Origin of the sequence: Mycobacterium sp. AMU20-3851 (assembly GCF_043974665.1) — a bacterium.
Lineage (GTDB): Bacteria > Actinomycetota > Actinomycetes > Mycobacteriales > Mycobacteriaceae > Mycobacterium.
In genome coordinates this window covers 733,778-754,770 of sequence record NZ_CP146371.1, presented here as the reverse complement: position 1 = coordinate 754,770, position 20,993 = coordinate 733,778, and the positions used below count along the sequence as shown (strand labels likewise).

23 protein-coding genes are annotated in these 20,993 nt (G+C 68.2%); 13 read left to right on the top strand and 10 right to left on the bottom strand.

Features of this window, described 5'->3' with window-relative positions:
• The first annotated feature begins 195 nt into the window (after window positions 1–195).
• Both V4U86_RS03705 and phoU read left to right on the top strand, forming a co-directional pair.
• Window positions 196–2,262 carry an LCP family protein gene (locus tag V4U86_RS03705; protein ID WP_395309946.1) on the top strand — a complete coding sequence of 689 codons (2,067 nt, stop codon included), beginning with the start codon at window positions 196–198 and terminating at the stop codon, window positions 2,260–2,262.
• Between the two features lie 87 nt (window positions 2,263–2,349).
• Entirely contained in the window at window positions 2,350–3,018 is a 669-nt protein-coding gene (gene phoU / locus V4U86_RS03700) for a phosphate signaling complex protein PhoU (protein WP_395309945.1), read from the top strand.
• A 66-nt stretch (window positions 3,019–3,084) separates the two neighbouring features.
• On the opposite strand, the gene pstB is transcribed toward phoU, so the two are convergent.
• The 6 genes from pstB to V4U86_RS03670 all read right to left on the bottom strand — a co-directional run bounded on the left by pstB (window position 3,085) and on the right by V4U86_RS03670 (window position 8,837).
• Window positions 3,085–3,861 (bottom strand): phosphate ABC transporter ATP-binding protein PstB, encoded by a 777-nt coding sequence (gene pstB, locus V4U86_RS03695; RefSeq protein WP_395309944.1) that lies wholly within the window; start codon window positions 3,859–3,861, stop codon window positions 3,085–3,087.
• Window positions 3,862–3,872: 11 nt separating this feature from the next.
• Window positions 3,873–4,805, bottom strand: coding sequence for a phosphate ABC transporter permease PstA (pstA, locus tag V4U86_RS03690; protein WP_395309943.1), 933 nt, complete (start codon window positions 4,803–4,805; stop codon window positions 3,873–3,875).
• Window positions 4,802–5,875 (bottom strand): phosphate ABC transporter permease subunit PstC, encoded by a 1,074-nt coding sequence (pstC, locus tag V4U86_RS03685; protein WP_395309942.1) that lies wholly within the window; start codon window positions 5,873–5,875, stop codon window positions 4,802–4,804. The genes pstA and pstC overlap by 4 nt, the downstream gene beginning before the upstream one ends.
• Before the next feature lie 48 nt (window positions 5,876–5,923).
• Window positions 5,924–7,048: a phosphate ABC transporter substrate-binding protein PstS gene (pstS, locus tag V4U86_RS03680; RefSeq protein WP_395309941.1), complete on the bottom strand. Its 1,125-nt coding sequence runs from the start codon at window positions 7,046–7,048 to the stop codon at window positions 5,924–5,926.
• Between the two features lie 101 nt (window positions 7,049–7,149).
• The gene (gene mshD / locus V4U86_RS03675) at window positions 7,150–8,016 is read right to left on the bottom strand and encodes a mycothiol synthase (protein WP_395309940.1); all 867 of its coding nucleotides are present in this window, start codon (window positions 8,014–8,016) and stop codon (window positions 7,150–7,152) included.
• Window positions 8,013–8,837 carry a winged helix-turn-helix transcriptional regulator gene (locus V4U86_RS03670; RefSeq protein WP_395311905.1) on the bottom strand — a complete coding sequence of 275 codons (825 nt, stop codon included), beginning with the start codon at window positions 8,835–8,837 and terminating at the stop codon, window positions 8,013–8,015. Before V4U86_RS03670 ends, mshD begins: the two co-directional genes overlap by 4 nt.
• Before the next feature lie 155 nt (window positions 8,838–8,992).
• Here V4U86_RS03670 and lmeA point away from each other — a divergent pair, with 155 nt between their 5' ends.
• The 7 genes from lmeA to V4U86_RS03635 all read left to right on the top strand — a co-directional run bounded on the left by lmeA (window position 8,993) and on the right by V4U86_RS03635 (window position 12,893).
• A complete protein-coding gene (lmeA, locus tag V4U86_RS03665; protein WP_395309939.1) occupies window positions 8,993–9,808 on the top strand; it encodes a mannan chain length control protein LmeA in 816 nt (271 codons plus the stop codon).
• The gene (locus V4U86_RS03660) at window positions 9,805–10,221 is read left to right on the top strand and encodes a thioredoxin family protein (protein WP_395309938.1); all 417 of its coding nucleotides are present in this window, start codon (window positions 9,805–9,807) and stop codon (window positions 10,219–10,221) included. The genes lmeA and V4U86_RS03660 overlap by 4 nt, the downstream gene beginning before the upstream one ends.
• Window positions 10,222–10,226: 5 nt before the next feature.
• Complete coding sequence (locus V4U86_RS03655; protein ID WP_395309937.1) at window positions 10,227–10,343, top strand: putative leader peptide; 117 nt, start codon at window positions 10,227–10,229, stop codon at window positions 10,341–10,343.
• Between the two features lie 88 nt (window positions 10,344–10,431).
• A complete protein-coding gene (locus tag V4U86_RS03650; protein WP_395309936.1) occupies window positions 10,432–10,890 on the top strand; it encodes a DUF4395 domain-containing protein in 459 nt (152 codons plus the stop codon).
• A gap of 45 nt (window positions 10,891–10,935) precedes the next feature.
• Window positions 10,936–11,769 carry a sulfurtransferase gene (locus V4U86_RS03645; RefSeq protein WP_395309935.1) on the top strand — a complete coding sequence of 278 codons (834 nt, stop codon included), beginning with the start codon at window positions 10,936–10,938 and terminating at the stop codon, window positions 11,767–11,769.
• A 1-nt stretch (window position 11,770) separates the two neighbouring features.
• Window positions 11,771–12,073: a DUF1416 domain-containing protein gene (locus tag V4U86_RS03640; protein WP_395309934.1), complete on the top strand. Its 303-nt coding sequence runs from the start codon at window positions 11,771–11,773 to the stop codon at window positions 12,071–12,073.
• Between the two features lie 166 nt (window positions 12,074–12,239).
• Window positions 12,240–12,893, top strand: a complete 654-nt coding sequence (locus V4U86_RS03635; RefSeq protein WP_395309933.1) for an FABP family protein — start codon at window positions 12,240–12,242, stop codon at window positions 12,891–12,893.
• 268 nt (window positions 12,894–13,161) lie between these two features.
• On the opposite strand, the gene V4U86_RS03630 is transcribed toward V4U86_RS03635, so the two are convergent.
• Entirely contained in the window at window positions 13,162–13,959 is a 798-nt protein-coding gene (locus V4U86_RS03630) for an aminotransferase class IV (protein WP_395309932.1), read from the bottom strand.
• 32 nt (window positions 13,960–13,991) lie between these two features.
• Between V4U86_RS03630 and V4U86_RS03625 the strand changes: the two genes are divergently transcribed.
• Window positions 13,992–15,065, top strand: a complete 1,074-nt coding sequence (locus V4U86_RS03625; protein ID WP_395309931.1) for a YgfZ/GcvT domain-containing protein — start codon at window positions 13,992–13,994, stop codon at window positions 15,063–15,065.
• A 142-nt stretch (window positions 15,066–15,207) separates the two neighbouring features.
• A complete protein-coding gene (locus V4U86_RS03620) occupies window positions 15,208–15,390 on the top strand; it encodes a DUF3073 domain-containing protein (RefSeq protein ID WP_395309930.1) in 183 nt (60 codons plus the stop codon).
• Window positions 15,391–15,422: 32 nt separating this feature from the next.
• Here V4U86_RS03620 and purM read toward each other — a convergent pair whose 3' ends face one another.
• Window positions 15,423–16,499, bottom strand: coding sequence for a phosphoribosylformylglycinamidine cyclo-ligase (purM, locus tag V4U86_RS03615; protein ID WP_395311904.1), 1,077 nt, complete (start codon window positions 16,497–16,499; stop codon window positions 15,423–15,425).
• A gap of 189 nt (window positions 16,500–16,688) precedes the next feature.
• Here purM and V4U86_RS03610 point away from each other — a divergent pair, with 189 nt between their 5' ends.
• Window positions 16,689–17,666, top strand: a complete 978-nt coding sequence (locus V4U86_RS03610; protein ID WP_395309929.1) for an NAD(P)H-binding protein — start codon at window positions 16,689–16,691, stop codon at window positions 17,664–17,666.
• Window positions 17,667–17,669: 3 nt separating this feature from the next.
• Here V4U86_RS03610 and purF read toward each other — a convergent pair whose 3' ends face one another.
• Together purF and V4U86_RS03600 are read right to left on the bottom strand one after the other, a co-directional pair.
• Window positions 17,670–19,220 (bottom strand): amidophosphoribosyltransferase, encoded by a 1,551-nt coding sequence (gene purF / locus V4U86_RS03605; protein ID WP_395309928.1) that lies wholly within the window; start codon window positions 19,218–19,220, stop codon window positions 17,670–17,672.
• Window positions 19,221–19,380: 160 nt separating this feature from the next.
• Window positions 19,381–19,770, bottom strand: a complete 390-nt coding sequence (locus V4U86_RS03600) for a sterol carrier family protein (protein WP_395309927.1) — start codon at window positions 19,768–19,770, stop codon at window positions 19,381–19,383.
• A 17-nt stretch (window positions 19,771–19,787) separates the two neighbouring features.
• Between V4U86_RS03600 and V4U86_RS03595 the strand changes: the two genes are divergently transcribed.
• On the top strand, window positions 19,788–20,990 hold the full coding sequence (locus tag V4U86_RS03595; RefSeq protein WP_395309926.1) for an MCE family protein: 1,203 nt from the start codon (window positions 19,788–19,790) through the stop codon (window positions 20,988–20,990).
• The last annotated feature ends 3 nt before the right edge of the window (window positions 20,991–20,993 follow it).

Genomic DNA, 20,993 nt, shown 5'->3' with positions numbered 1-20,993 from the left:
CGTCACGCCCTCGCGCTGGCCGGTTCACAGGTTGTCTCAGTACGATGAGAGACCACTTGTCCGGGCTCCGGTGGCGCAGCCCGGTGCACTGCTGCTAAAAGAAATGGACGTGCCTTTTCAAGCTTGTTCAAGGCACAGACCACGACCGTGCGCAACGGCGCGCACGCCCCCACGATCCGCGAAGGCCGGTAGGACATGAGTGACGGCGATAACGCCACTCCTGGCCGGTCCGACCGCGCCTCGGGCACCGGGGACGAGAACACCGGCGACGACAACCCCTGGCTTACCCGAACCCCGAGACCGGCGCCAGGCGCCACGCCGTGGGAACGGGCCGCCGGGTCGCTGCCGCCCGGTCCGCGATCCGATGCCGCCGGCATCGGCAATCACACCGACGGCATCACCGTCGCCGACCTGATCGCCAAACTGGACGCCGACCAGCGGACCGGCGGTCGTGCCGCCCGCCGCCGGGCGGAAGAACAGGCCGAGGAACAAGCAGCAGAAGACCTCGAGGCCGACGAACCCACCGACGAAACCGCCGAGGCGGTGATCTTCGAACCGACCGTCAGCCCCGGCCCCCGGCCGCCCGCCCGCGCGGACGACCCGGTCACCGAGGTCATGGTCATGCCCTCGGCGTACGCCGCCGAGCTGCCCGACCTCGGCGCCGACCGGGCGTCGCACCCGCTGCACACCACCCGGCCGGCACCGGCCGACCACCGCACCGCCCGCAATGTCGGACGCGTCGCCGCCGCGATCCTCGCGACCTGTGCCCTGCTGCTGACCGGCGGTGCCTGGCAGTGGCAGTCGATGAAGAACAACAGCCTCAACCAGGTCGCCGCGCTGGACCCGAACTCCCGCGACATCGTGGACCCCAACGCGCAGTTCGGCGACGAGAACTTCCTGATCGTCGGCACCGACAGCCGGATCGGCCAGAACAGCGAGATCGGGGCCGGCACCACCGACGACGCCGCCGGCGCGCGCTCGGACACCATCATGCTGGTCAACATTCCCGCCGACCGGAAACGCGTTGTGGCCGTGTCCTTCCCGCGCGACCTGGCGATCACCCCGATCAAATGCGAGCCGTGGAACCCCGAGACCGGGGCGTACGGCCCGATCACCGACGAAGAATCGCCGATGTACGGGCTGGAAGAGGCCTGGACCGAGACCAAGCTCAACTCCGCCTACGCCGTCGGTGGACCCAAATGCCTGGTGAAGGTGATCCAGAAGCTCTCCGGCCTGTCGGTGAACCGGTTCATGGCCGTCGACTTCACCGGCTTCGCGAAGATGGTCGACGCGCTCGGCGGCGTCGAGGTGTGCAGCACCACCCCGCTGGAGGACTACGAGCTGGGCACCGTGCTGGCGACGGCCGGCCGGCAGACCGTCGACGGCCACACCGCGCTGAACTACGTCCGGGCCCGCCAGGTCACCACCGAGGTCAACGGCGACTACGGCCGGATCAAGCGCCAGCAGCTGTTCCTGTCCTCGCTGCTGCGCTCGCTGATCTCCAAAGAGGTCTTCTTCAGCCTGTCCAAGCTCAACAACGTGGTGAACATGTTCATCGACGACAGCTACGTCGACAACATCAAGACCAAGGATCTGGTCGACCTCGGCCAGTCCGTGCAGGGCGTCAACGCCGGCCGGATCACCTTCGTCACGGTGCCCACCACCGGCTACGCCGACGACTGGGGCAACGAGCAGCCGCGCGTCGACGATATGGCCGCTCTGTTCCAGGCCATCATCAACGACGATCCGCTACCCGAGGAACGCAACGCCGACAACACCCCGGTACCGGAAACCCCCGAATCGGGCAGCAGCGCAACAAATCCCGAGGACGAGGCCGGCGAACTGGTGGACGCGGTGGCCACCGATCCCGGTGACGTGACCGTGCGGGTGTCGAACTCGACCGGCGAGTCGGGGCTGGCCGGCAGTGCCGCCGACGTGCTGGCTCAGCACGGGTTCAACATCGAGACCCCCGACGACTACCCCGGCCCGCTGGAGTCGACGACGGTGTTCTTCTCCCCCGGCAACGAGCAGGCCGCCGCCACCGTCGCATCCTCGTTCCACCACGCGGCCATCGAGCAGGTGACCGGGATGGGCGATGTGGTGCGGGTGGTGCTGGGCAGCGACTTCAGTGCTGTCACCCCGCCGTCGCCGAGCGGATCGACCGTGCAGGTGCACCTGGTGCGCGGAACCAGCAGTGCGACCACCACCGAACTTCCCGAGGACCTCACCGTCACCAACGCAGCCGATACGACCTGCGAATAGGCCGGGCCGACCGGCGAGAAAGGGCATTCACCTTTCGTTCATCTGTGGCATCGTGACCTTCTGGCCCAGCAAACGTAAGGTAGTTCCATGCGTACTGCGTATCAAGAACAGCTGTCTTCTTTGACCGTTCAGCTCGGCGAGATGTGCGGTTTGGCCGGTGAAGCCATGGAACGCGCCACCCAGGCCCTGCTGCAGGCCGACCTGGCGCTCGCCGAGCAGGTGATCACCGATCACGAGCGCATCACCGAGATCAGCGTGCGCGCCGAAGAAGCCGCGTTCATGCTGCTGGCCCTGCAGGGACCGGTGGCCGGCGACCTGCGCGCCATCGTCAGCGGCATCCAGATCGTCGCCGACGTCGACCGGATGGGCGCCCTGGCCCTACACGTCGCCAAGATCGCCCGCCGCCGCCACCCCCAGCACACCCTGCCCGAAGAGGTCAACGGCTACTTCGCCGAAATGGGCCGGGTGGCAGTCGAATTGAGCCGCAGCGCGCAAGAGGTCCTGGAGACCCTGGACCCGGAGAAGGCCGCCCGGATCCGCGAAGAGGACGATGCGATGGACGATCTGCACCGTCACCTGTTCTCGGTGCTGATGGACAAGGACTGGAAGCACGGCGTCACCGCCGCCGTCGACGTCACACTGCTGAGCCGGTTCTACGAGCGGTTCGCCGACCACGCCGTGGAGGTGGCCCGGCGGGTCATCTTCACCGCGACCGGGTCGTTCCCCGAGGATCAGCCCTTCGTGGAGCCCCGCTGAGCGGTCCCAGCATACGAAAACTGCCCCAGAACCTCGGTTCTGGGGCAGTTTTCGTATGACCGGTGCTCAGCCGAAGCGGCCCGAGATGTAGTCCTCGGTGGCCTTCTGGGTGGGGTTGGAGAAGATCTTCTCGGTATCGTCGATCTCGATCAGCTGCCCGGGCTTACCGGTCGCCTCGAGGTTGAAGAACGCGGTCTGGTCGCTGACCCGGGCGGCCTGCTGCATGTTGTGCGTGACGATGACGATGGTGAAATCCTGCTTGAGCGTCGAGATCAGATCCTCGATCGCCAGCGTGGAGATCGGGTCCAGCGCCGAGCACGGCTCGTCCATCAGCAGCACGTCGGGCTGCACGGCGATGGCGCGGGCGATGCACAGACGCTGCTGCTGACCACCGGAAAGACCGCCGCCGGGCTTGTCGAGGCGGTCCTTGACCTCGTTCCACAGGTTGGCGCCCTTGAGTGAGCGCTCCGCGACCTCGTCGAGGGTCTTCTTGTTGCGTACGCCCTGCAACTTCAGGCCGGCCACCACGTTGTCGCGGATCGACATGGTGGGGAACGGGTTCGGGCGCTGGAACACCATGCCGATGGTCTTGCGCACGCCGACCGGGTCGACGCCGGCCCCGTAGATGTCCTCGCCGTCGAGCAGCACCGAGCCCTTGACGTAGGCGCCGGGGATGACCTCGTGCATCCGGTTCAGTGTGCGCAGCACGGTGGACTTGCCGCAGCCCGAGGGACCGATGAACGCGGTCACGCTGCGCGGTTCGACCGACAGCGACACGTTCTGCACGGCGTGGAACGCGCTGTAGTAGATGTTGACGTCTTTGAGATCCAGCCGCTTGGCCATGTCAGACTCTCCTAAACCTTTTTCGGGGCAAAGAACTTGGCGATGTACCGCGCACCGACATTGAGCAGCGCGATGAGGATCACGAGGGTGAGCGCAGCGCCCCACAGGCGATCGGTCGGAACGGGGTTGGCCCCGGCGCCGGCCGATGTCTGGTCGAACATCATGCCGGGCAGAGAACCCATGAAGCCACTGAACATGTCGAAGTTCATGGCCTGGGCGTAGCCCACCAGGATCAGCAGCGGTGCGGTCTCACCCATGACGCGGGCCAGCGACAGCAGGATGCCGGTGACGATGCCCGAGAGCGCCGTCGGTACCACGATGGCCGAGATGGTCTTCCACTTCGGCACGCCCAGTGCGTAACTGGCCTCGCGCAGGTCCATCGGGACGATCCGCAACATCTCCTCGGTGGCGCGCACGATGACCGGGATCATCAACAGCACCAGGGACAGTGACACCGCCAGGCCGGACCGCTGGAAGCCCAGCGTCGCCACCCACAGGGCGTAGATGAACAGCGCCGCGACGATGGAGGGCACACCGGTGAGGATGTCGACCATGAAGGTCGTCACCTTGCCCAGTCGGGTCCCGCCGCCGTACTCGACCAGGTAGATACCGACGAAGACGCCGATCGGGATGGAGATCACCGCGCAGACCGCGGCCTGCAGCAGCGAGCCGACGATGGCGTGATAGGCGCCGCCACCGGCCTGGAAGGCCGTCATGCCCGACTGCGAGTTGGTCCACCAGGTGCTGTCGAGCACCACACCGATGCCCTTGGCGACGACGGTGTAGAGCACCCACACCAACGGCACCAGCGCGACCACGACCGACGCGGTGACCAGGACGGTGGCGAAGTTGTCGGTGGCCTTGCGGCGCAGGCTGACACCCTGGAAGGTGGCGGCCTTGACCGGCCGGTCCAGCGTGGCGGCCGAGGAATCAGATGGGGTCATGATGCGGACCGGTCCTTTCCGGAGACCGCGGCACGGGCCAGCGAGTTCACCACGAATGTGAGGATGAACAGCACCAGGCCGGCCGCGATGTACGCGCCGGCCTTGTACTGATCGTTGAATTCCGATGCCGCCGAAGCGATCTTGCTGGCGAAGGTGAACCCACCGTCGAACAGCGACCACCCGAATGCGGTCTGGGTGCCGCGCAGGATGATCAGCAGAGCGATCGTCTCACCGAGCGCACGCCCCAGACCGAGCATGGCGCCGCTGATGTAGCCGGACATGCCGAACGGCAGCACCGTGGTCCGCACGACCTCCCAGCGGGTGGCGCCCAGCGCCAGCGCGGCCTCGATCTGGCCGCGCGGCGTCTGGACGAACACCTCGCGGGTGACCGCGGTGATGATCGGCAGGATCATCACCGCCAGCACGATGCCGGCGGTGAAGATCGTGCCGCCGCCGGCCACCGATGCGTTACCCGTGGAGAACAGGAACAACCAACTCAGATTCTCGTTGAGCCACACCGCCACCGGCTTGATCGCGGGCGCCAGGACATACAGTCCCCACACGCCGTAGATGATCGACGGCACGGCGGCCAGCAGATCCACCATGTAGGCCAGCGGGCCCTTGACCCGCTTGTGCGCATAGTTGGTCAGGTAGATCGCGATGCCCAGCGCCACCGGCATGGCCAGGATCAGGGCGAACACCGAGACGAACACCGTCACCTGGAGCAGGTCCAGGATGCCGAAGTGCATCGCGGAGGTGTCGGTGGTGATCCAGTTGCCGCCGTAGAGGAAAAAGTTCTCCTCGTTGCGCTGCAGGGCCGGGACCGCTCGCCACAGCAGGAAGATCGCGATCGCCGCGATGATCGAGATGACGAGGATGCCCGATCCCGTGGCCGCCCCGCCGAAGAGGCGGTCGCCCATGCGCACGCCCGCGTTCTTCGACGGGTCGGTTGAGATCGGAGTGGGCTCCGGGAAGGGTGCGGCCAGTGCCTCACCCGACCCCGAGTCTGATGGATTCGGAATAGTCACGGATTTACCGTCGGAACCCTTCTCGATGCCTTGATACGTCATATGGTCGCCGTACCCATCCTCGCCTCGATGTCGCCGATGTGCCAGTGACTAGGCGGCCGGCCCGATGGCCTCGATGGAGGTCAGCAGACGCTCCTTGAACTTCTCGGGCAGCGGCACATAGCCGGCAGCCGACAGGCCACCCTGTCCGTCGTTGGCGGCGACCGTCAGGAAGGACCGCACCGCCGCGGCGGTCTCGGCGTCATAGCCGTCCGAGCAGACGATGTTGTAGGTCGCCAGCACCAGCGGGTAGGCGCCAGCCTCCTGGGTGCCGTACAGCGAATTCAGATCCAGCACAAGGTCATTGCCCTCACCGGAGATCTCGACGGCATCGATCGCCTTGCCGGCCGACTCGTCGGTCAGCTCGACCGCTCCGGCGCCGGTGTCGATCTGGGCGTACGGCAGACCGGCCTGATCGGCGAAGCCCTTCTCCACGTAACCGATGGCTCCGGGGGTCGCCTGCACGGCCTGGGCCACGCCCGCCGACTTCTGTGCACCCTCGCCGGCGCCGCCCTGGAACTCGCTGCCGTCGCCCTTGGTCCAGGCCTGCGGCGCCGCGGCGCTCAGGTACTTCTGGAAGTTGTCGGTGGTGCCCGAGGAATCGGAACGGAAGATCGGCGTGATCGCCGCGTCCGGCAGCGTCGCGCCCGAGTTCAGAGCGGCGATGGCCGGATCGTTCCACTTGGTGATCTGGCCCTGGAAGATCTTGGCCAGGGTGTCGCCGTTGAGCACCAGCCCGTCGACGCCCTCCACGTTGTACGCCATGGCGATCGGCCCGAAGACCAGCGGCAGGTGCCAGGCCGGGTTGTCACCGCAGCGGGCAGCGGCGGCGGCGATCTGGTCGTCCTTGAGCGCCGAGTCGGAACCGGCGAAGTCGACGTTCTTGGCGATGAACTGCTCGCGGCCCGCACCGGAACCGGTCGGGTTGTAGGAAAGGTTCTTGCCCGCGCAGACCTGGCCCCACACCTGGTTGAACAGGGCGATGGCGTTCTGCTGTGCCGTCGAGCCCTCAGCGGTGATGGAGTCCTTCCCGCCGCAATTCTCGGCCGAGGCGGCCGAGTCGGTCGCCGATCCCGTGGTGGCTGAGGTGCCGGCGTTGTTGTCGCTACCGCAGGCGGTCAGCGTGAGTGCGGCGACCGCGGTCGCCGACAGGGCCAGGCCGATATTGAGCTTCACGAATCCCACTTTCAGTTGACGGCTTCAGACTCTCCGGCAACGTATGCGGTGGCGGTGGACTGTCGGCGGCGTCAGAATGAACGGCAGGTGAACACGTGCAGCTAGTTCACAGCCGGTGCGGCGTAAGCCATATCTGCGCTGTAGATCACAAAGCCCAGCCGACGATAGGTTTTCACCGCCGCGGTGTTGTCGCCCTCCACATAAAGTGTGACCTCCGCCTCGGGCCCGAGCCGTCCGGCGAGATGGTGCAGCCCCAGCAGGGTCAGTTCGGCGCCGAGCCCGCGGCCCTGAGCGTCCGGGTCGATACCGACCACATAGACCTCGCCGAGGTTCGCGTCGTGGACCTTGGTCCAGTGGAAACCCAGCAGCCGGTCACCGTCGAAGGCCATGAACAGACCCTCGGGGTCGAACCATGGTTCGGCGCGTCGTTCGGCGATCTCGGCATCGGTCCAGCCACCTTGTTCGGGGTGCCAGGAGAAGGCTGCATTGTTGACCCGCAACAGTTCCGCATCGTCGGCGGGTCCTTGGTAGGTGCGGATGGTGTGGCCCCCGGCGCGGTCCGCCACCTCGGGCAGGTCGGCCAGGCTGCGCCGCATCTGCAGCAGTTCGCGGACCCGTTTCAAACCCAGCTTCCGGGCCAGCGCCTGGGCGCCCGCCAGGTCGCCGTGCGCCCAGATCCGGGTGTCGGGCCCACCGGCGGCCAGGCCGGTGCGGACCAGTTCGGTACCCACCCCGCGACGTCGGGCGTCGGGATGCACCACTGCCTCGGCCATGCCGGAGGACAGATTCAGGTAGCCGACGATCCGGTCGCCGTCGAGCGCCAGCAGGTGGCGGGTGTCGTCACGGTTCAGTTCGCGCAGCACCTGATCGCCGACCGGGGCGACCCCGTCGACGGCGGTGGCCGCGGTGATGACCTCGGTGATCCGGTCCCGATCCGGTGCGGACAGGCCGGTGCGCCACTGCGTCACTGGCGGTGCAGGGGGCTGAAAGACCCTGCGGCCGAACCGAATCCGGAATCGTCGAGGTCGCCGTCCAGCTCGCTGTCGAGGTCTGGGGCGAAGCCGTCCACGTCGTCGAGCTCATCGGCGGCAGGTGTGGCGGCGCGGCCGCGGGCCGGCCGCACCGCCTTGTAACCGACGTTGCGCACGGTGCCGATCAGGGATTCGTACTCCGGCCCGAGCTTGGCGCGCAGCCGTCGCACGTGCACGTCGACGGTGCGGGTTCCGCCGAAGAAGTCATATCCCCAGACCTCCTGCAGCAGCTGCGCGCGGGTGAACACCCGGCCGGCGTGCTGAGCGAGGTACTTGAGGAGTTCGAACTCCTTGTAGGTGAGATCCAGCGGGCGCCCACGCAACCGGGCGGTGTAGGTGCCCTCGTCGATGACGAGTTCACCGAGGGTCACCTTGCCGACGCTCTCCTGGTCGGTGACACCGCCGCGGCGCCCGATCAGCAACCGCAGCCGCGCATCGATCTCCGCGGGCCCGGTGCCGGGCAGCAGGATCTCGTCGAGCCCCCATTCCACGTTGACCGCGACCAGCCCGCCCTCGTTCACGACCGCCACCACCGGGATGGAGGTGCCGGTGGTGCCGAGCAGCCGACACAGCCCGCGGGCCGCGGCCAGATCGGTGCGCGCGTCGACGATCGCCACGTCGGCGGTGCCTGCCTCCAACAACGAGGAAACCTCGGTCGGAGCGGTGCGCACATTGTGCGCGAGCAGGGACAGCGACGGCAGAACGGTGTCCGGATGCGGGTCGACGGTCAGAAGTAACAGTTCCAAAAGTTCCTCCAGCGTCCTGAATCATCCCCGGGACATCGGTGTCAGAGGCAACTTCGGCGATTCATGGCTGACACGCGGCCGTTACGACCGGCGATCGCACCACGATACCGTGCTACCTGCTGTTTAGCAGACCGTAACCACCAGGTGTCGGTTCCGGGCCCGCGTCCGTGGGACAGAATGACCGGGTGCGCAAGCTGCTGACCGGTGCCCTGGCAACCATCGTGACGATCGTCGTGGGGGCCGTCGGCACGGATTTCGGCGCCGCCATCTACGCCGAATATCGCCTGGCGCGCAGCGTCCGCACCGCCGCGCAGCTGCATTTCGATCCGTGGGCCAGCATTCTGGGCTTCCCGTTCATCAGCCAGGCCCGGGCACACCAGTACCGTGAGATCGAGATCCGCGCCTCCGGGGTGCCGCACCCGGTGACCGGCAAGGTATCGCTGGAGGCCACCCTGCACTCCATCGACCTGACCGGGTCGACCTGGCTGATCGGGCCGGACGCCGCGCTGCCGGTCGGGATCGCCGAAAGCCGCATCATCATCGATTCGACCCACGTCGGCCGCTTCATGGGCATCAAGGACCTGTTGGTCGAGGCGCCGCAGCGGGAGAGCAACGACGCCACCGGCGGAACCACGGAGTCGGGCATCTCCAGCGGCAACGGCCTCATCTTCACCGGCACCCCGACGGCAGCCGATTTCGATACCCGGGTGAGCGTATCGGTGGACCTGACGATGGCCGGCGCAGACGACAGCACTGTCGTGCTGACCGCCACCGGGGTGCTCACCGGCCCCGGCACCGCCGACGAGTCGGTGCCCGAGGACAAGACGGCCGCGGTGCTCAAGGCGTTCAGCACCCGGATCCCGGACCAGCGACTACCGTTCGGGGTAACGCCCACCAGCGGCGGTGTCCGCGGATCGGACATCATCGTGGAGGGCATCGCGGAGGGACTGACCGTGCGCCTCGACGAGTTCAGACAGTCATGAACACCTCGCTTGCGCTGGTGATCGTGATCGCGGTCCTCGGCATCGGATACCTGGTCGGCAAGATGATCACGCTGCGCTCCGGGATGATCCGGGCGGCCGCCGAAGCGTCCGACATCGACACCAGCGGCCTGGGCCTCTCCGACACCGGGCCGACGATCCTGCATTTCACCGCGGCGTGGTGTGGACCCTGCGCGGCGGTGCGCCGGGTGGTCGATCAGGTCTGTGCGGAACTGCCGGCGGTGGCCCACGTCGAGATCGACATGGACGACAATCCCGAAGCTGCACGGCGACTTTCGGTGCTGTCCCTGCCGACCACCATCATCTTCGACGGCGACGGCCGGCCGCGGTACCGCACCACCGGCGTTCCCAAAGCCGCTGACCTGCGCTCCGCCCTGGAACCGCTATTGGCTTGATCGCGGTGCCTACGGGTATTGTGTGCGGCGTGACTGCCCGTCTTGAGCTGCTGCTCACCAAACGCCGCACGGTCGATCTGTGCCGCACCGCGGGTTGTTGCTGTTGTTGTCGTAGCTGCTGACGAGCCGCGCCCTCGATCTTGGTGCGCCGCTCTGCAGGCGCCACCGTGGCCTGCCAGTCCAGTCCAGCCAAGCAACAGGAGCATTCACATGTCAGCCACCCAGGTAGATCCCGATCAGGTGGACGTCCGCGGCCCCCGGTTCGCCGCCTGGATCACCACCGCCGTGCTCATCCTCGCGCTGCTGATCTCCACGGTCAGCGTGCCGGGTGCCGCCCTCATCCTGGGACTGCAGACCGTGGTCTTCGCCGTCGGCGCCGCACTCGGGCCTCGCCGGCACCCCTACGGCATGGTGTTCGCCACGCTGATCGCCCCGCGCCTGGGCCCGGCCACCGAGCGGGAGCCGGTCACCCCGCTGAAGTTCGCCCAACTGGTCGGGTTCGGTTTCGCAGTGGTCGGCACCGTCGGTTTCGCGCTGGGCGCGCCGGCGGTCGGCCTCGTCGCCACCTCGTTCGCCCTGTTCGCAGCATTCCTCAATGCGGCCTTCGGCATCTGTCTGGGCTGCCAGATCTACCCGCTCGTCGCGCGGTTCCGCCGCGTACCCGCCTGACCCCGCCAAACGACTCACAGCAGTACAACCGAAAGGAACCACTCCATGGCACGCTCCGACGTCCTGGTCTCCACCGACTGGGCCGAGAGCAATCTCGACGCGCCGAAGACGGTCTTCGTCGAGGTCGATGAGGACACCTCCGCCTACGAGGGCGGCCACATCGCCGGCGCTGTGCGCCTCGACTGGAAGACCGAACTGCAGGACCAGGTCAAGCGCGACTTCGTCGACCAGCAGCAGTTCTCGAAGCTGTTGAGCGACAAGGGCATCGCCAACGACGACACCGTCATCCTGTACGGCGGCAACAACAACTGGTTCGCCGCCTACGCCTACTGGTACTTCAAGCTGTACGGCCACGAGGACGTGAAGCTGCTCGACGGCGGCCGTAAGAAGTGGGAGCTCGACGGACGCCCGCTGGTCACCGAGGTCCCCGCCCGCGCCGCCACCTCGTACGAGGCCAAGGCCCCCAACAACGACATCCGCGCCTTCCGCGACGAGGTCATCGCCGCGATCGGCGAGAAGAACCTGGTCGACGTGCGCTCCCCCGACGAGTTCTCCGGCAAGATCCTGGCCCCGGCCCACCTGCCGCAGGAGCAGAGCCAGCGCGCAGGCCACATCCCGACCGCCATCAACGTGCCGTGGAGCAAGGCGGCCAACGAGGACGGCACCTTCAAGTCGGACGAAGATCTGGCCAAGCTGTACGCCGAGGCCGGCCTGGACGGCGACAAGCTGACCATCGCCTACTGCCGCATCGGTGAGCGTTCCTCGCACACCTGGTTCGTGCTGCAGGAGCTGCTGGGCCACAAGAACGTCAAGAACTACGACGGTAGTTGGACGGAATACGGTTCCCTGGTGGGAGCCCCGATCGAGTTGGGAAGTTGATATGTGCTCTGCCCCCAAGCAAGGACTGACGCTGCCGGCCGGTGTCGACCTGGAGAAGGAAACCGTGATCACCGGTCGTGTGGTCGACGGCTCCGGTCAGGCCGTCGGTGGGGCCTTCGTGCGCCTGCTGGACAGCTCTGACGAGTTCACCGCCGAGGTCGTCGCGTCGGCCACCGGTGACTTCCGGTTCTTCGCCGCGCCGGGCAACTGGACGCTGCGTGCGCTGTCGCCGGCAGGCAACGGGGATGCCAGCATCGCCCCCAGCGGCGCCGGCATCCACGAAATCGACGTCAAGGTCGCCTAGCGACCCCACCGGGTCACCGCGCTCGAGCCTCGACTCGAGCGCGGTGACCTCTGGCGGTTAGGATCATCACCGTGGTGCTGTTCTTCGAATTTCTGCTCGTGGCGGCCGTGGTCGTCATCACCTGGTTTGCGCTGTACGCCGTCTACCGGCTCGTCACCGACGAGGGGTGAGCGAGGGCGACGCCGTGCTGCCCGGCTCGGGTGACCGTGCCGTGGCCTCTGCGGCTGAACGGGCCAAGATCACCGCGGCCCGCAACATCCCCGGATTCGACGATCTGCCGATCCCGGCGGACACCGCGAACCTGCGCGCGGGTGCGGACCTCAACCCCGCCCTGTTGGCGCTGCTGCCGCTCGTCGGCGTGTGGCGTGGCGAGGGCGAGGGGCGCGACGCCGACGGCGACTACCGGTTCGGCCAACAGATCGTCGTCTCGCACGACGGTGGCGACTATCTGAACTGGGATTCGCGCTCCTGGCGCCTGGACGCGGCGGGCGAGTACCAGGGACCCGATCTGCGCGAGACCGGCTTCTGGCGCTTTGTCAGCGATCCGGCCGATCCGGACGAGACTCAGGCGATCGAGCTGCTGCTCGCCCATTCGTCCGGCTTCATCGAACTGTTCTACGGCAGCCCGCTGAACCAGGCTTCCTGGGAGTTGGCCACCGACGCACTGGCCCGCAGCAAGTCGAGCACGCTGGTGGGCGGCGCGAAGCGGCTCTACGGGATCATCGAGGCCGGTGATCTGGCCTACGTCGAGGAGCGCGTGGACGCCGACGGCGGTCTGGTCCCGCACCTGTCCGCCCGGCTCAGCCGGTTCATCGGCTAGATCTTCTACCCGGAGACGGAGCAGCCCCCGAGCCGTTTTTTCTCGGTTGGACCAACCAAGGGCTCGGGGGCCGGGTGGCTGCTTGGGATTCGCCAGCGCTCGCAGGACGCACGAGGCGCATGTGCGAAGAGCCAAGTAGCTCCATCACACTCCTGGTGCTGCTAGCTAGCAGCCACCTCACTTGTCCGTATGTCACTCAATTTGTCGGACCACCTCCTTCCCTGTGTACGGCCGACCGTACTCCCGAAACCCGGGCCCGACAACCGATTTAGCGTGACACCGCCCGCTGCACCAGCCGGTGCAACTGCCCGTCGGCCGGGGCGTCGGCGAGTGCCCGGCCGTCGAGGGTGTGCACGCGCGCGCACAGTGTCACCGCCGAGACCAGCCAAACCCCTTGGGCGGCAAAGAGATCAGTGACGGTCAAGGTGCGGTAGGCGGTTCTCGGCGCGATCTCGAACAGTGCGCCGACGGTGGTCCCGGCCAAGATCGGCAGGGTCGGGGGCGGGCTCAGCAGGGTTTCGCTCTGCGCGATCACCACCGAGGACCGCGGGCCCTCCAGCACCACACCGTCGTCGTCGACGAAGATCGCGTCACCGGCCCCCCGGCGCCCGGCTTCGGCCAGCGCGGCGACATTCAGCGCATAGGACAACGACTTTGCGCCCGCCACCGCGCCGCGAGGGCCCGGGTTCAGGGTCACCGCGGCCAGGCCGTCCCGGCGGGCGGCGTGCGCTCGCTGCGGCACCCCGGACACCATCACAAACGCCGCCCCGCGGCCGGAGACCAGCCTCAGCACGCCGTCGTGGCCACCCCAGTGCCGGGCCGCGACGGCCACCGCGGCCCGCCAGCGCGCCGGGTCGGTTCCGGGCAGGCCGACCACGGCCTCGGAGCGGGCCAGCCGCGCCAGGTGCGCCTCCAGCAGACAGGGCCGCCCGTCGCGCAGCAGGGTCGTCTCGAAGACACCGTCGCCGTCGGTGAGCACCGGGGCGCCCGCTGGGACGAGGCGCTCGGCCGGCCCGCGCAGCGCACCGTCGAGGTCCACCACCACGTCCGGGGATCGGCCCACCATGGGCAGAGCGTATCGGCCGTATCGTTGAGGGCATGTCCGCAGTTCCCGCCCCAGATTCCGGACCAGACGCCGGCGCCGTCTGGCACTTCGGTGACCCGTTCGGCGAACAGCGCGCGGCCGCCTCGTCGGCCGTCGTGGTGGACCGCTCACACCGCGCGGTCCTGCAGCTGACCGGCGGTGAGCGCCGCAGCTGGCTGCACACCATCTCCAGCCAGCACGTCAGCGACCTGCCCGACGGCGCCGTCGTGCAGAACCTCAGCCTGGACGTGCAGGGGCGTGTCGAAGATCACTGGTTGCAGACCGAGCTCGACGGCCGCACCGTGCTGGACACCGAACCGTGGCGCGGGGAGCCGCTGCTCGCCTTCCTGCGCCGGATGGTGTTCTGGGCCGATGTGGTGATCGACCCGGCCGAGCTGGCGGTGCTCTCCCTGCTGGGACAGGCCGCCGCAAATGTACTCGGCGCGCTCGGCATCGAGTCGTTGCCGGCGCCGTGGTCCGCCGTCGAACTGCCCGAAGGGGGCTTCCTACGCGCGACGTACCCGGGCGAATACGACCTCGTCGTGCCCCGTGCGGACAAGGACTCCTGGCTGGCACGGCTGGCCGAGGCCGGGGCGCAGCCGGCCGGCGTATGGGCCTACGAGGCACACCGGGTGGCCGCCGTCCGCCCGCGTTTGGGCGTGGACACCGACGACCGCACCATCCCGCACGAGGTCGGCTGGATCGGCGGTCCCGGCGTGGGCGCGGTGCACCTGGAGAAGGGCTGCTACCGCGGACAGGAGACCGTCGCTCGGGTGCACAATCTCGGGAAGCCGCCGCGCATGCTGGTGCTGGTGCAACTGGACGGTTCGCAGGACCGGCCCGGCACCGGCGATCCGCTCCTGGCGGGCGGGCGGCCGGTGGGCCGGCTGGGTTCGGTGGTCGACCACGTCGACGAGGGCCCGATCGCGTTGGCGCTGGTCAAGCGGGGCATTCCGGCCGATACGGCGTTGGTGACCGGCGGTGAGATCGAGGTGGCCGCGGTGATCGACGCCGACTCCGTGCCCGACACCGGGGGCGTCGGCGCGGGCCGGCTGGCAGTCGAGAAACTGCGCGGCGGAGGCCGCTAGGACCGCCGGAACCGCGGCAGCCATGGGCCTGCAGGCGCACCGCCGCTGGGCACGGTAAAGTGTTCGGCAGGACAATACATACACACACAGATCGGAGCCGCCTGCACGTTGGGCCGCTCCGTTATTGCGCGAGGGGGTCCCAATGGGCCGCGGCCGGGCTAAGGCAAAGCAAACCAAGGTTGCTCGTGACCTGAAATACAACACGCCGGAGACTGATTTCGAGCGGCTGCAACGCGAGCTGTCCAACAGCAGCGGTGCCGACGACTTCAAGAACGGTGACGGCCTCGCCGATCGATACGCCGACGAGGACGACTGGCGGCGTTGACCCGCCGCGCGGCTCGCGCACCGCGCGGTTCCTCAGAACCGCGGGTGCTGCCCCACCAGCCGCGCTCGCTCTCCATCCTTTGAGCCCTTGGCCACGGTTCCGACCGTCCAGCAGGCCAGGTGGCGCGCGGTAAGAATCGCCAACGCACGGTCGGTGTCCTCCGGCGCGACGATGGCGACCATGCCCACGCCCATGTTGAAGGTCTTCTCCATCTCTGCGCGCTCGATCCGACCGCGCTGGGCGATCATGCCGAACACCGGTGCCGGAGTCCAGGTACCGCGGTCCAGTTCGGCGACCAGCCCCGGCGGGATGATGCGCTCCAGGTTGCCGGCGAATCCACCGCCGGTGATGTGGCAGAAGGTGCGGACCTGCGTCTCGGCGGCCAGCGCCAGGCAGTCCTTGGCGTAGATGTAGGTCGGCTCCAGCAGTTCCTCGCCCAGCGTGCGGCCGAACTCCTCGACGTGACCCGACAGGTCCATCCGGTCGATCTCCAGCAGCACCTTGCGGGCCAGCGAGTAACCGTTGGAATGCAGACCGGTGGACGCCATCGCGATGATCACGTCGCCGGGCTTGACCCGCTCCGGGCCGAGCACATCGTCGGCCTCGACGACACCCACGCCGGTGGCGGAGATGTCGTAGTGGTCGGGCTCCATCAGTCCGGGATGTTCGGCGGTCTCGCCGCCCAGCAGGGCGCAGCCCGCGCGCACGCAGCCCTCGGCGATACCGGAGACGATCGCGGCGACCCGCTCCGGCACGGTCCGCCCGACCGCGATGTAGTCCTGCAGGAACAGCGGTTCGGCACCGCACACCACGAGGTCGTCGACGACCATGGCGACCAGGTCCAGGCCGACGGTGTCGTGCTTGTCCATCGCCTGGGCGATGGCCAGCTTGGTGCCCACCCCGTCGGTGGAGGATGCCAGCAGCGGCTCGCGGTAACCGTCGCGCAGGGCGAACAGCCCGGCGAAGCCGCCCAGACCACCACGGACTTCGGGCCGGGTGGCCCTCTTGGCGAGAGGTTTGAACAACTCGACGGCTCGGTCACCCGCCTCGATGTCCACTCCGGCGGTTGCGTACGAAATACCGTCTTCTTCGGCGCGGCCCTTACCCATGGTCACGCCAGTCCCTGCTCGCTCATCGAACCCAAGGCTACCGGTCCCCTCCCGCCCTCCGCATGGCCGGTGACCTCAACGCTTTCCCGGCGCCGACCGCGGCTGCCCGTTTGAGTGCCGCGCGTTGCGGTCATCCATCCCCCGCTCGGCTCCGAATACCTGGTGAAGAGCCTGACGAGGGGAGCAACTGTGCCGGACACGAACACCCGCTGCCTGGTCACCGGGGCCACCGGCTACATCGGCGGCAACCTGGTACCGGTGCTGCTGGAGCGCGGGCATCAGGTGCGGGCCCTGGCCCGCAGACCGGCGAAACTCGATGACCGGCCGTGGCGGGACCGGGTGGAGGTCGCCCGCGGGGACCTCGGCGACCCGGAGTCGTTGACCACGGCCTTCGCCGACACCGACGTCGTGTACTACCTGGTGCACTCGATGGGCACCTCGGCCGATTTCGTCAAGGAGGAGGCGGAGGCGGCACGCAACGTGGTGGCTGCGGCCCGCAGCGCCGGCGTGCGCCGCATCGTCTACCTCAGCGGCCTGCACCCCGACGGTGAGCTGTCCCCGCACCTGCGGTCCCGCACCGCCGTCGGTGACATCCTGGTCGAATCCGGGATCGAGACGGTGGTGCTGCAGGCCGGCATCGTCATCGGGTCGGGTTCGGCGTCCTTCGAGATGATCCGGCATCTGACCGACCGGCTGCCGGTGATGACCACCCCGCGCTGGGTGCACAACAAGATCCAGCCGATCGCCGTGGACGATGTGCTGCACTATCTCGCCGAGGCGGCCACCGCGCCGGTTCCGGGGTCACGGACCTGGGATATCGGCGGACCGGATGTGCTGGAGTACGGCGATGCCATGCAGGGCTACGCCGATGTGGCACGGCTGCGCCGCCGGATGATCGTGGTGTTGCCGTTCCTGACCCCGGCCATCGCGAGTTGGTGGGTGGGGCTGGTGACGCCCATCCCGGCGGGTCTGGCCCGCCCGCTCGTCGAGTCCCTGCACTGCGATGCGGTGATGAACAACCGCGACATCGACGAGGTGATCGCGCCACCGCCGAGCGGCCTGACCCGCTACCACGATGCCGTCAGCGAGGCGTTGGCCAGTGACGGTACCGCGGCCCACAGCGCCCGGCGCCGCCTGGTGAGACTGAGTTCGCCAGAGCCGCAGTAGATCTCAGGGCGTACGCAGCGCGTCGGCCGCGTTGCCGGTGGTTTTGGCGGACTCCAGCGGGATGCCGGTGCGGGCCGCGTTGGCCAGCATGTGCTCGATCACGTTCTTACCCAGAGCCGTCTCGCCGGGCAGTTCGATCGGGTAGTTGCCGTCGAAGCATGCCGCGCACAGCCGGCTGGCCGGCTGCTCGGTGGCCGCGACCATGCCGCTGTGACTGATGTAACCGAGGGTGTCGGCGCCGATCGCGCGGCGGACGCCTTCGAGCATCTCGTCCTCGTCGGCGCTGTTGCTTGCCGAGTTGGCGATCAGTTCGGCCGGGGTGGCGAAGTCGATTCCGTAGAAGCACGGCCATTTCACCGGCGGGGAGGCGATCCGCACGTGCACCTCGAGGGCACCGGCCTCACGCAGCATCCGGATCAGCGCGCGCTGGGTGTTGCCGCGCACGATCGAGTCGTCGACGACGATCAGCCGCTTGCCGCGGATGACCTCCTTGAGCGGGTTCAGCTTGAGCCGGATACCGAGCTGGCGGATGGTCTGCGAGGGCTGGATGAAGGTGCGGCCCACGTAGGCGTTCTTCATCAGGCCCTGGCCGTACGGGATCCCTGAACCCTGCGCGTAGCCGACGGCGGCCGGGATGCCGGACTCGGGCACCCCGATGACCAGATCGGCGTCCACCGGATTCTCCGCGGCCAGTCGCCGTCCGATGTCGACGCGGGTGGCGTGGACCGAGCGGCCGCCGATGACGCTGTCCGGGCGGGCCAGGTAGACGTACTCGAAGACGCAACCCTTGGGCGTCGGGTTGGCGAACCGGGTCGAGCGCACCCCGTCGGCGTCGATGGCCAGCAGCTCGCCGGGCTCGATGTCGCGCACGAACGAGGCGCCGACGATGTCGAGGGCGGCGGTCTCGGAGGCGACCACCCAGCCGCGGTCCAGCCGGCCCAGCGACAGCGGGCGCACACCGTGCGGGTCGCGGGCGGCGTAGAGGGTGTTCTCGTCCATGAACGTCAGGCAGAACGCGCCCCGGACGGTGGGCAGCAGCTCCAGTGCGGCCTGCTCGAGCGTCGAGTCGGCGGCGCCGTGGGCCAGTAGGGCACCCAGGATGTCGGAGTCGGTGGTGGCGGTCGGGGCGCCGCGGGTCTCGATCAGGCCCGCGTCGCGCGCGCGGGTGGCCAGTTCGGCGGTGTTCACCAGATTGCCGTTGTGCCCCAACGCCACCCCGGTGCCGGCGGCGGTGTTACGGAATACCGGCTGGGCGTTCTCCCAGGTGGTCGAACCGGTGGTCGAGTAACGGCAGTGCCCGACGGCGACGTGTCCGTGCATGGCGGCCAGCGTCTGCTCGTCGAAAACCTGGCTCACCAGACCGAGATCTTTGAAGACGAGGATCTGGGAGCCGTCGGCAACCGCGATACCTGCGGCTTCCTGGCCACGGTGTTGCAGCGCATAGAGGCCGTAGTACGTGAGCTTGGCCACATCCTCCCCGGGTGACCAGACGCCGAAGACGCCGCATTCCTCTTTCGGCTCTGTCTCTTCAGGCTCGACCGGCGAGAAGGTCACGATGGCTGCTCCCTGGGGGCTGGGGGTGACGCGGCCCAGTCTACGGTGATCCGGCCCCGATAATTCAATACGCGAGCCGGATTTCGTTGTATCTCACACTTCGCCCGGCACCGATTGCGCATGCCGTGAACGGCATTTGGCACCCGCTGACAGCATGGTTCTAGGAGCGCCGATCGTCGAGTGTCAGCAGTGGAAGCCACTGCGCGATCTCGGGCGCGCGCGATCCCGACATGTGCAGGGCCGGCGCCTCGATCCCGATCAGACCGGTGACCAGGAGCAGCCAGCTGCGCGGATCGGTCTCCACCACGTTGGGCGGTGTCCCCCGGGTGTGCTTGGGCCCGGTGATGCACTGCACCGCGACGAATGGCGGCACCCGCACCTCGACACTCGCTCCCGGCGCCATCGCCGCCAGGGTGCGCGCGGTCAGCCGGACGGCGGCGGCCAGTTCGTCCCGAGCCGGTTCGGGCCGTGACCCGTCCTGCAGCCAGTCGGCCACCGCGAGCACCGCGGCGCGCGTCGCTGCCGGATCAGCGGTTCGACGAGCCATCATCGGTTTAGTGTCGCAAAGTGACCGTCCTCGACCGTCCGGCACCGCCGTACAAGACCGCCGGCGCCGTCGCCCTGGTACTGCTCGCAGTCGGCGCGGTCCTGATCTACCAGCAGTTCCGCGGCGAATTCGCCTCCCGGGTGGACCTGCATCTGGTGGCTCCGCGGGCCGGGCTGGTGGTCGATCCCGGGACCAAGGTCACCCTCAACGGGGTGGAGATCGGCCGGGTGTCCACCATCGTGGCCGAGCCGGCCGGAGCCCGGCTGACGCTGCGGGTCGACCCGAAGTATCTGGGCCTCATCCCGGCGAACGTAGCGGCCGACATCAACGCCAGCACCGTCTTCGGCAACAAGTACGTCGCGCTGCGCGCACCAGAAGACCCTGTGGCACAACGCTTGTCGCCGGGCGACGAGATCACCGCGGGGTGGGTCAGCACCGAATTCAACACGCTCTTCGAAACCGTGCTGGCCATCTCCGACCAGGTGGACCCGGTGCGCCTGAACCAGACGCTGACCGCCGCGGCCCAGGCGTTGGACGGCAACGGCGCCCGGTTCGGCGAATCGTTGGCCGATGGCAACACCATCCTGGCGAGCCTCAATGCCCAGATGCCGCAGTTCCTGCGGGATGTGCGCGGCGTGGATGCCCTTGCCGACGTCTACGCCGACGCGGCACCGGAGCTGTTCGACGGTCTCACCGCGGCATCGGTGACCGCGACGACCCTGCACGCCCGGCGCGGTGCGGTGGATGCGGCGCTGATGGCGGCCGTCGGGTTCGGCGGCACCGCCGGGGATGTCCTCGATCGCGGGGGCCGCTATCTGGTGCGCGGAGCGCAAGATCTGCTGCCCACCGCGAAACTCTTCGACTCCTACAGCCCGCAGTTGTTGTGCACCATCCGTAACTACCACGACGCGGCCCCGTTGATGGCGCAGGTATTCGGCGGCGACAACGGGTACTCACTGGCCATCGCGGGCACCATCTTCGGCATGGGCGTGCCGAATCCTTATGTGTATCCGGACAATCTTCCCCGGGTGAACGCACGAGGCGGGCCGGGCGGGCGGCCGGGTTGTTGGCAGAAGATCACCCGCGACCTCTGGCCGGCACCGTATCTGGTGATGGACACCGGCCTGTCGATCGCGCCCTACAACCACTTCGAGTTGGGCTCGCCGATCTTCTCCGAGTACGTATGGGGCCGGCAGATCGGGGCGCCCACCATCAACCCGTGACCG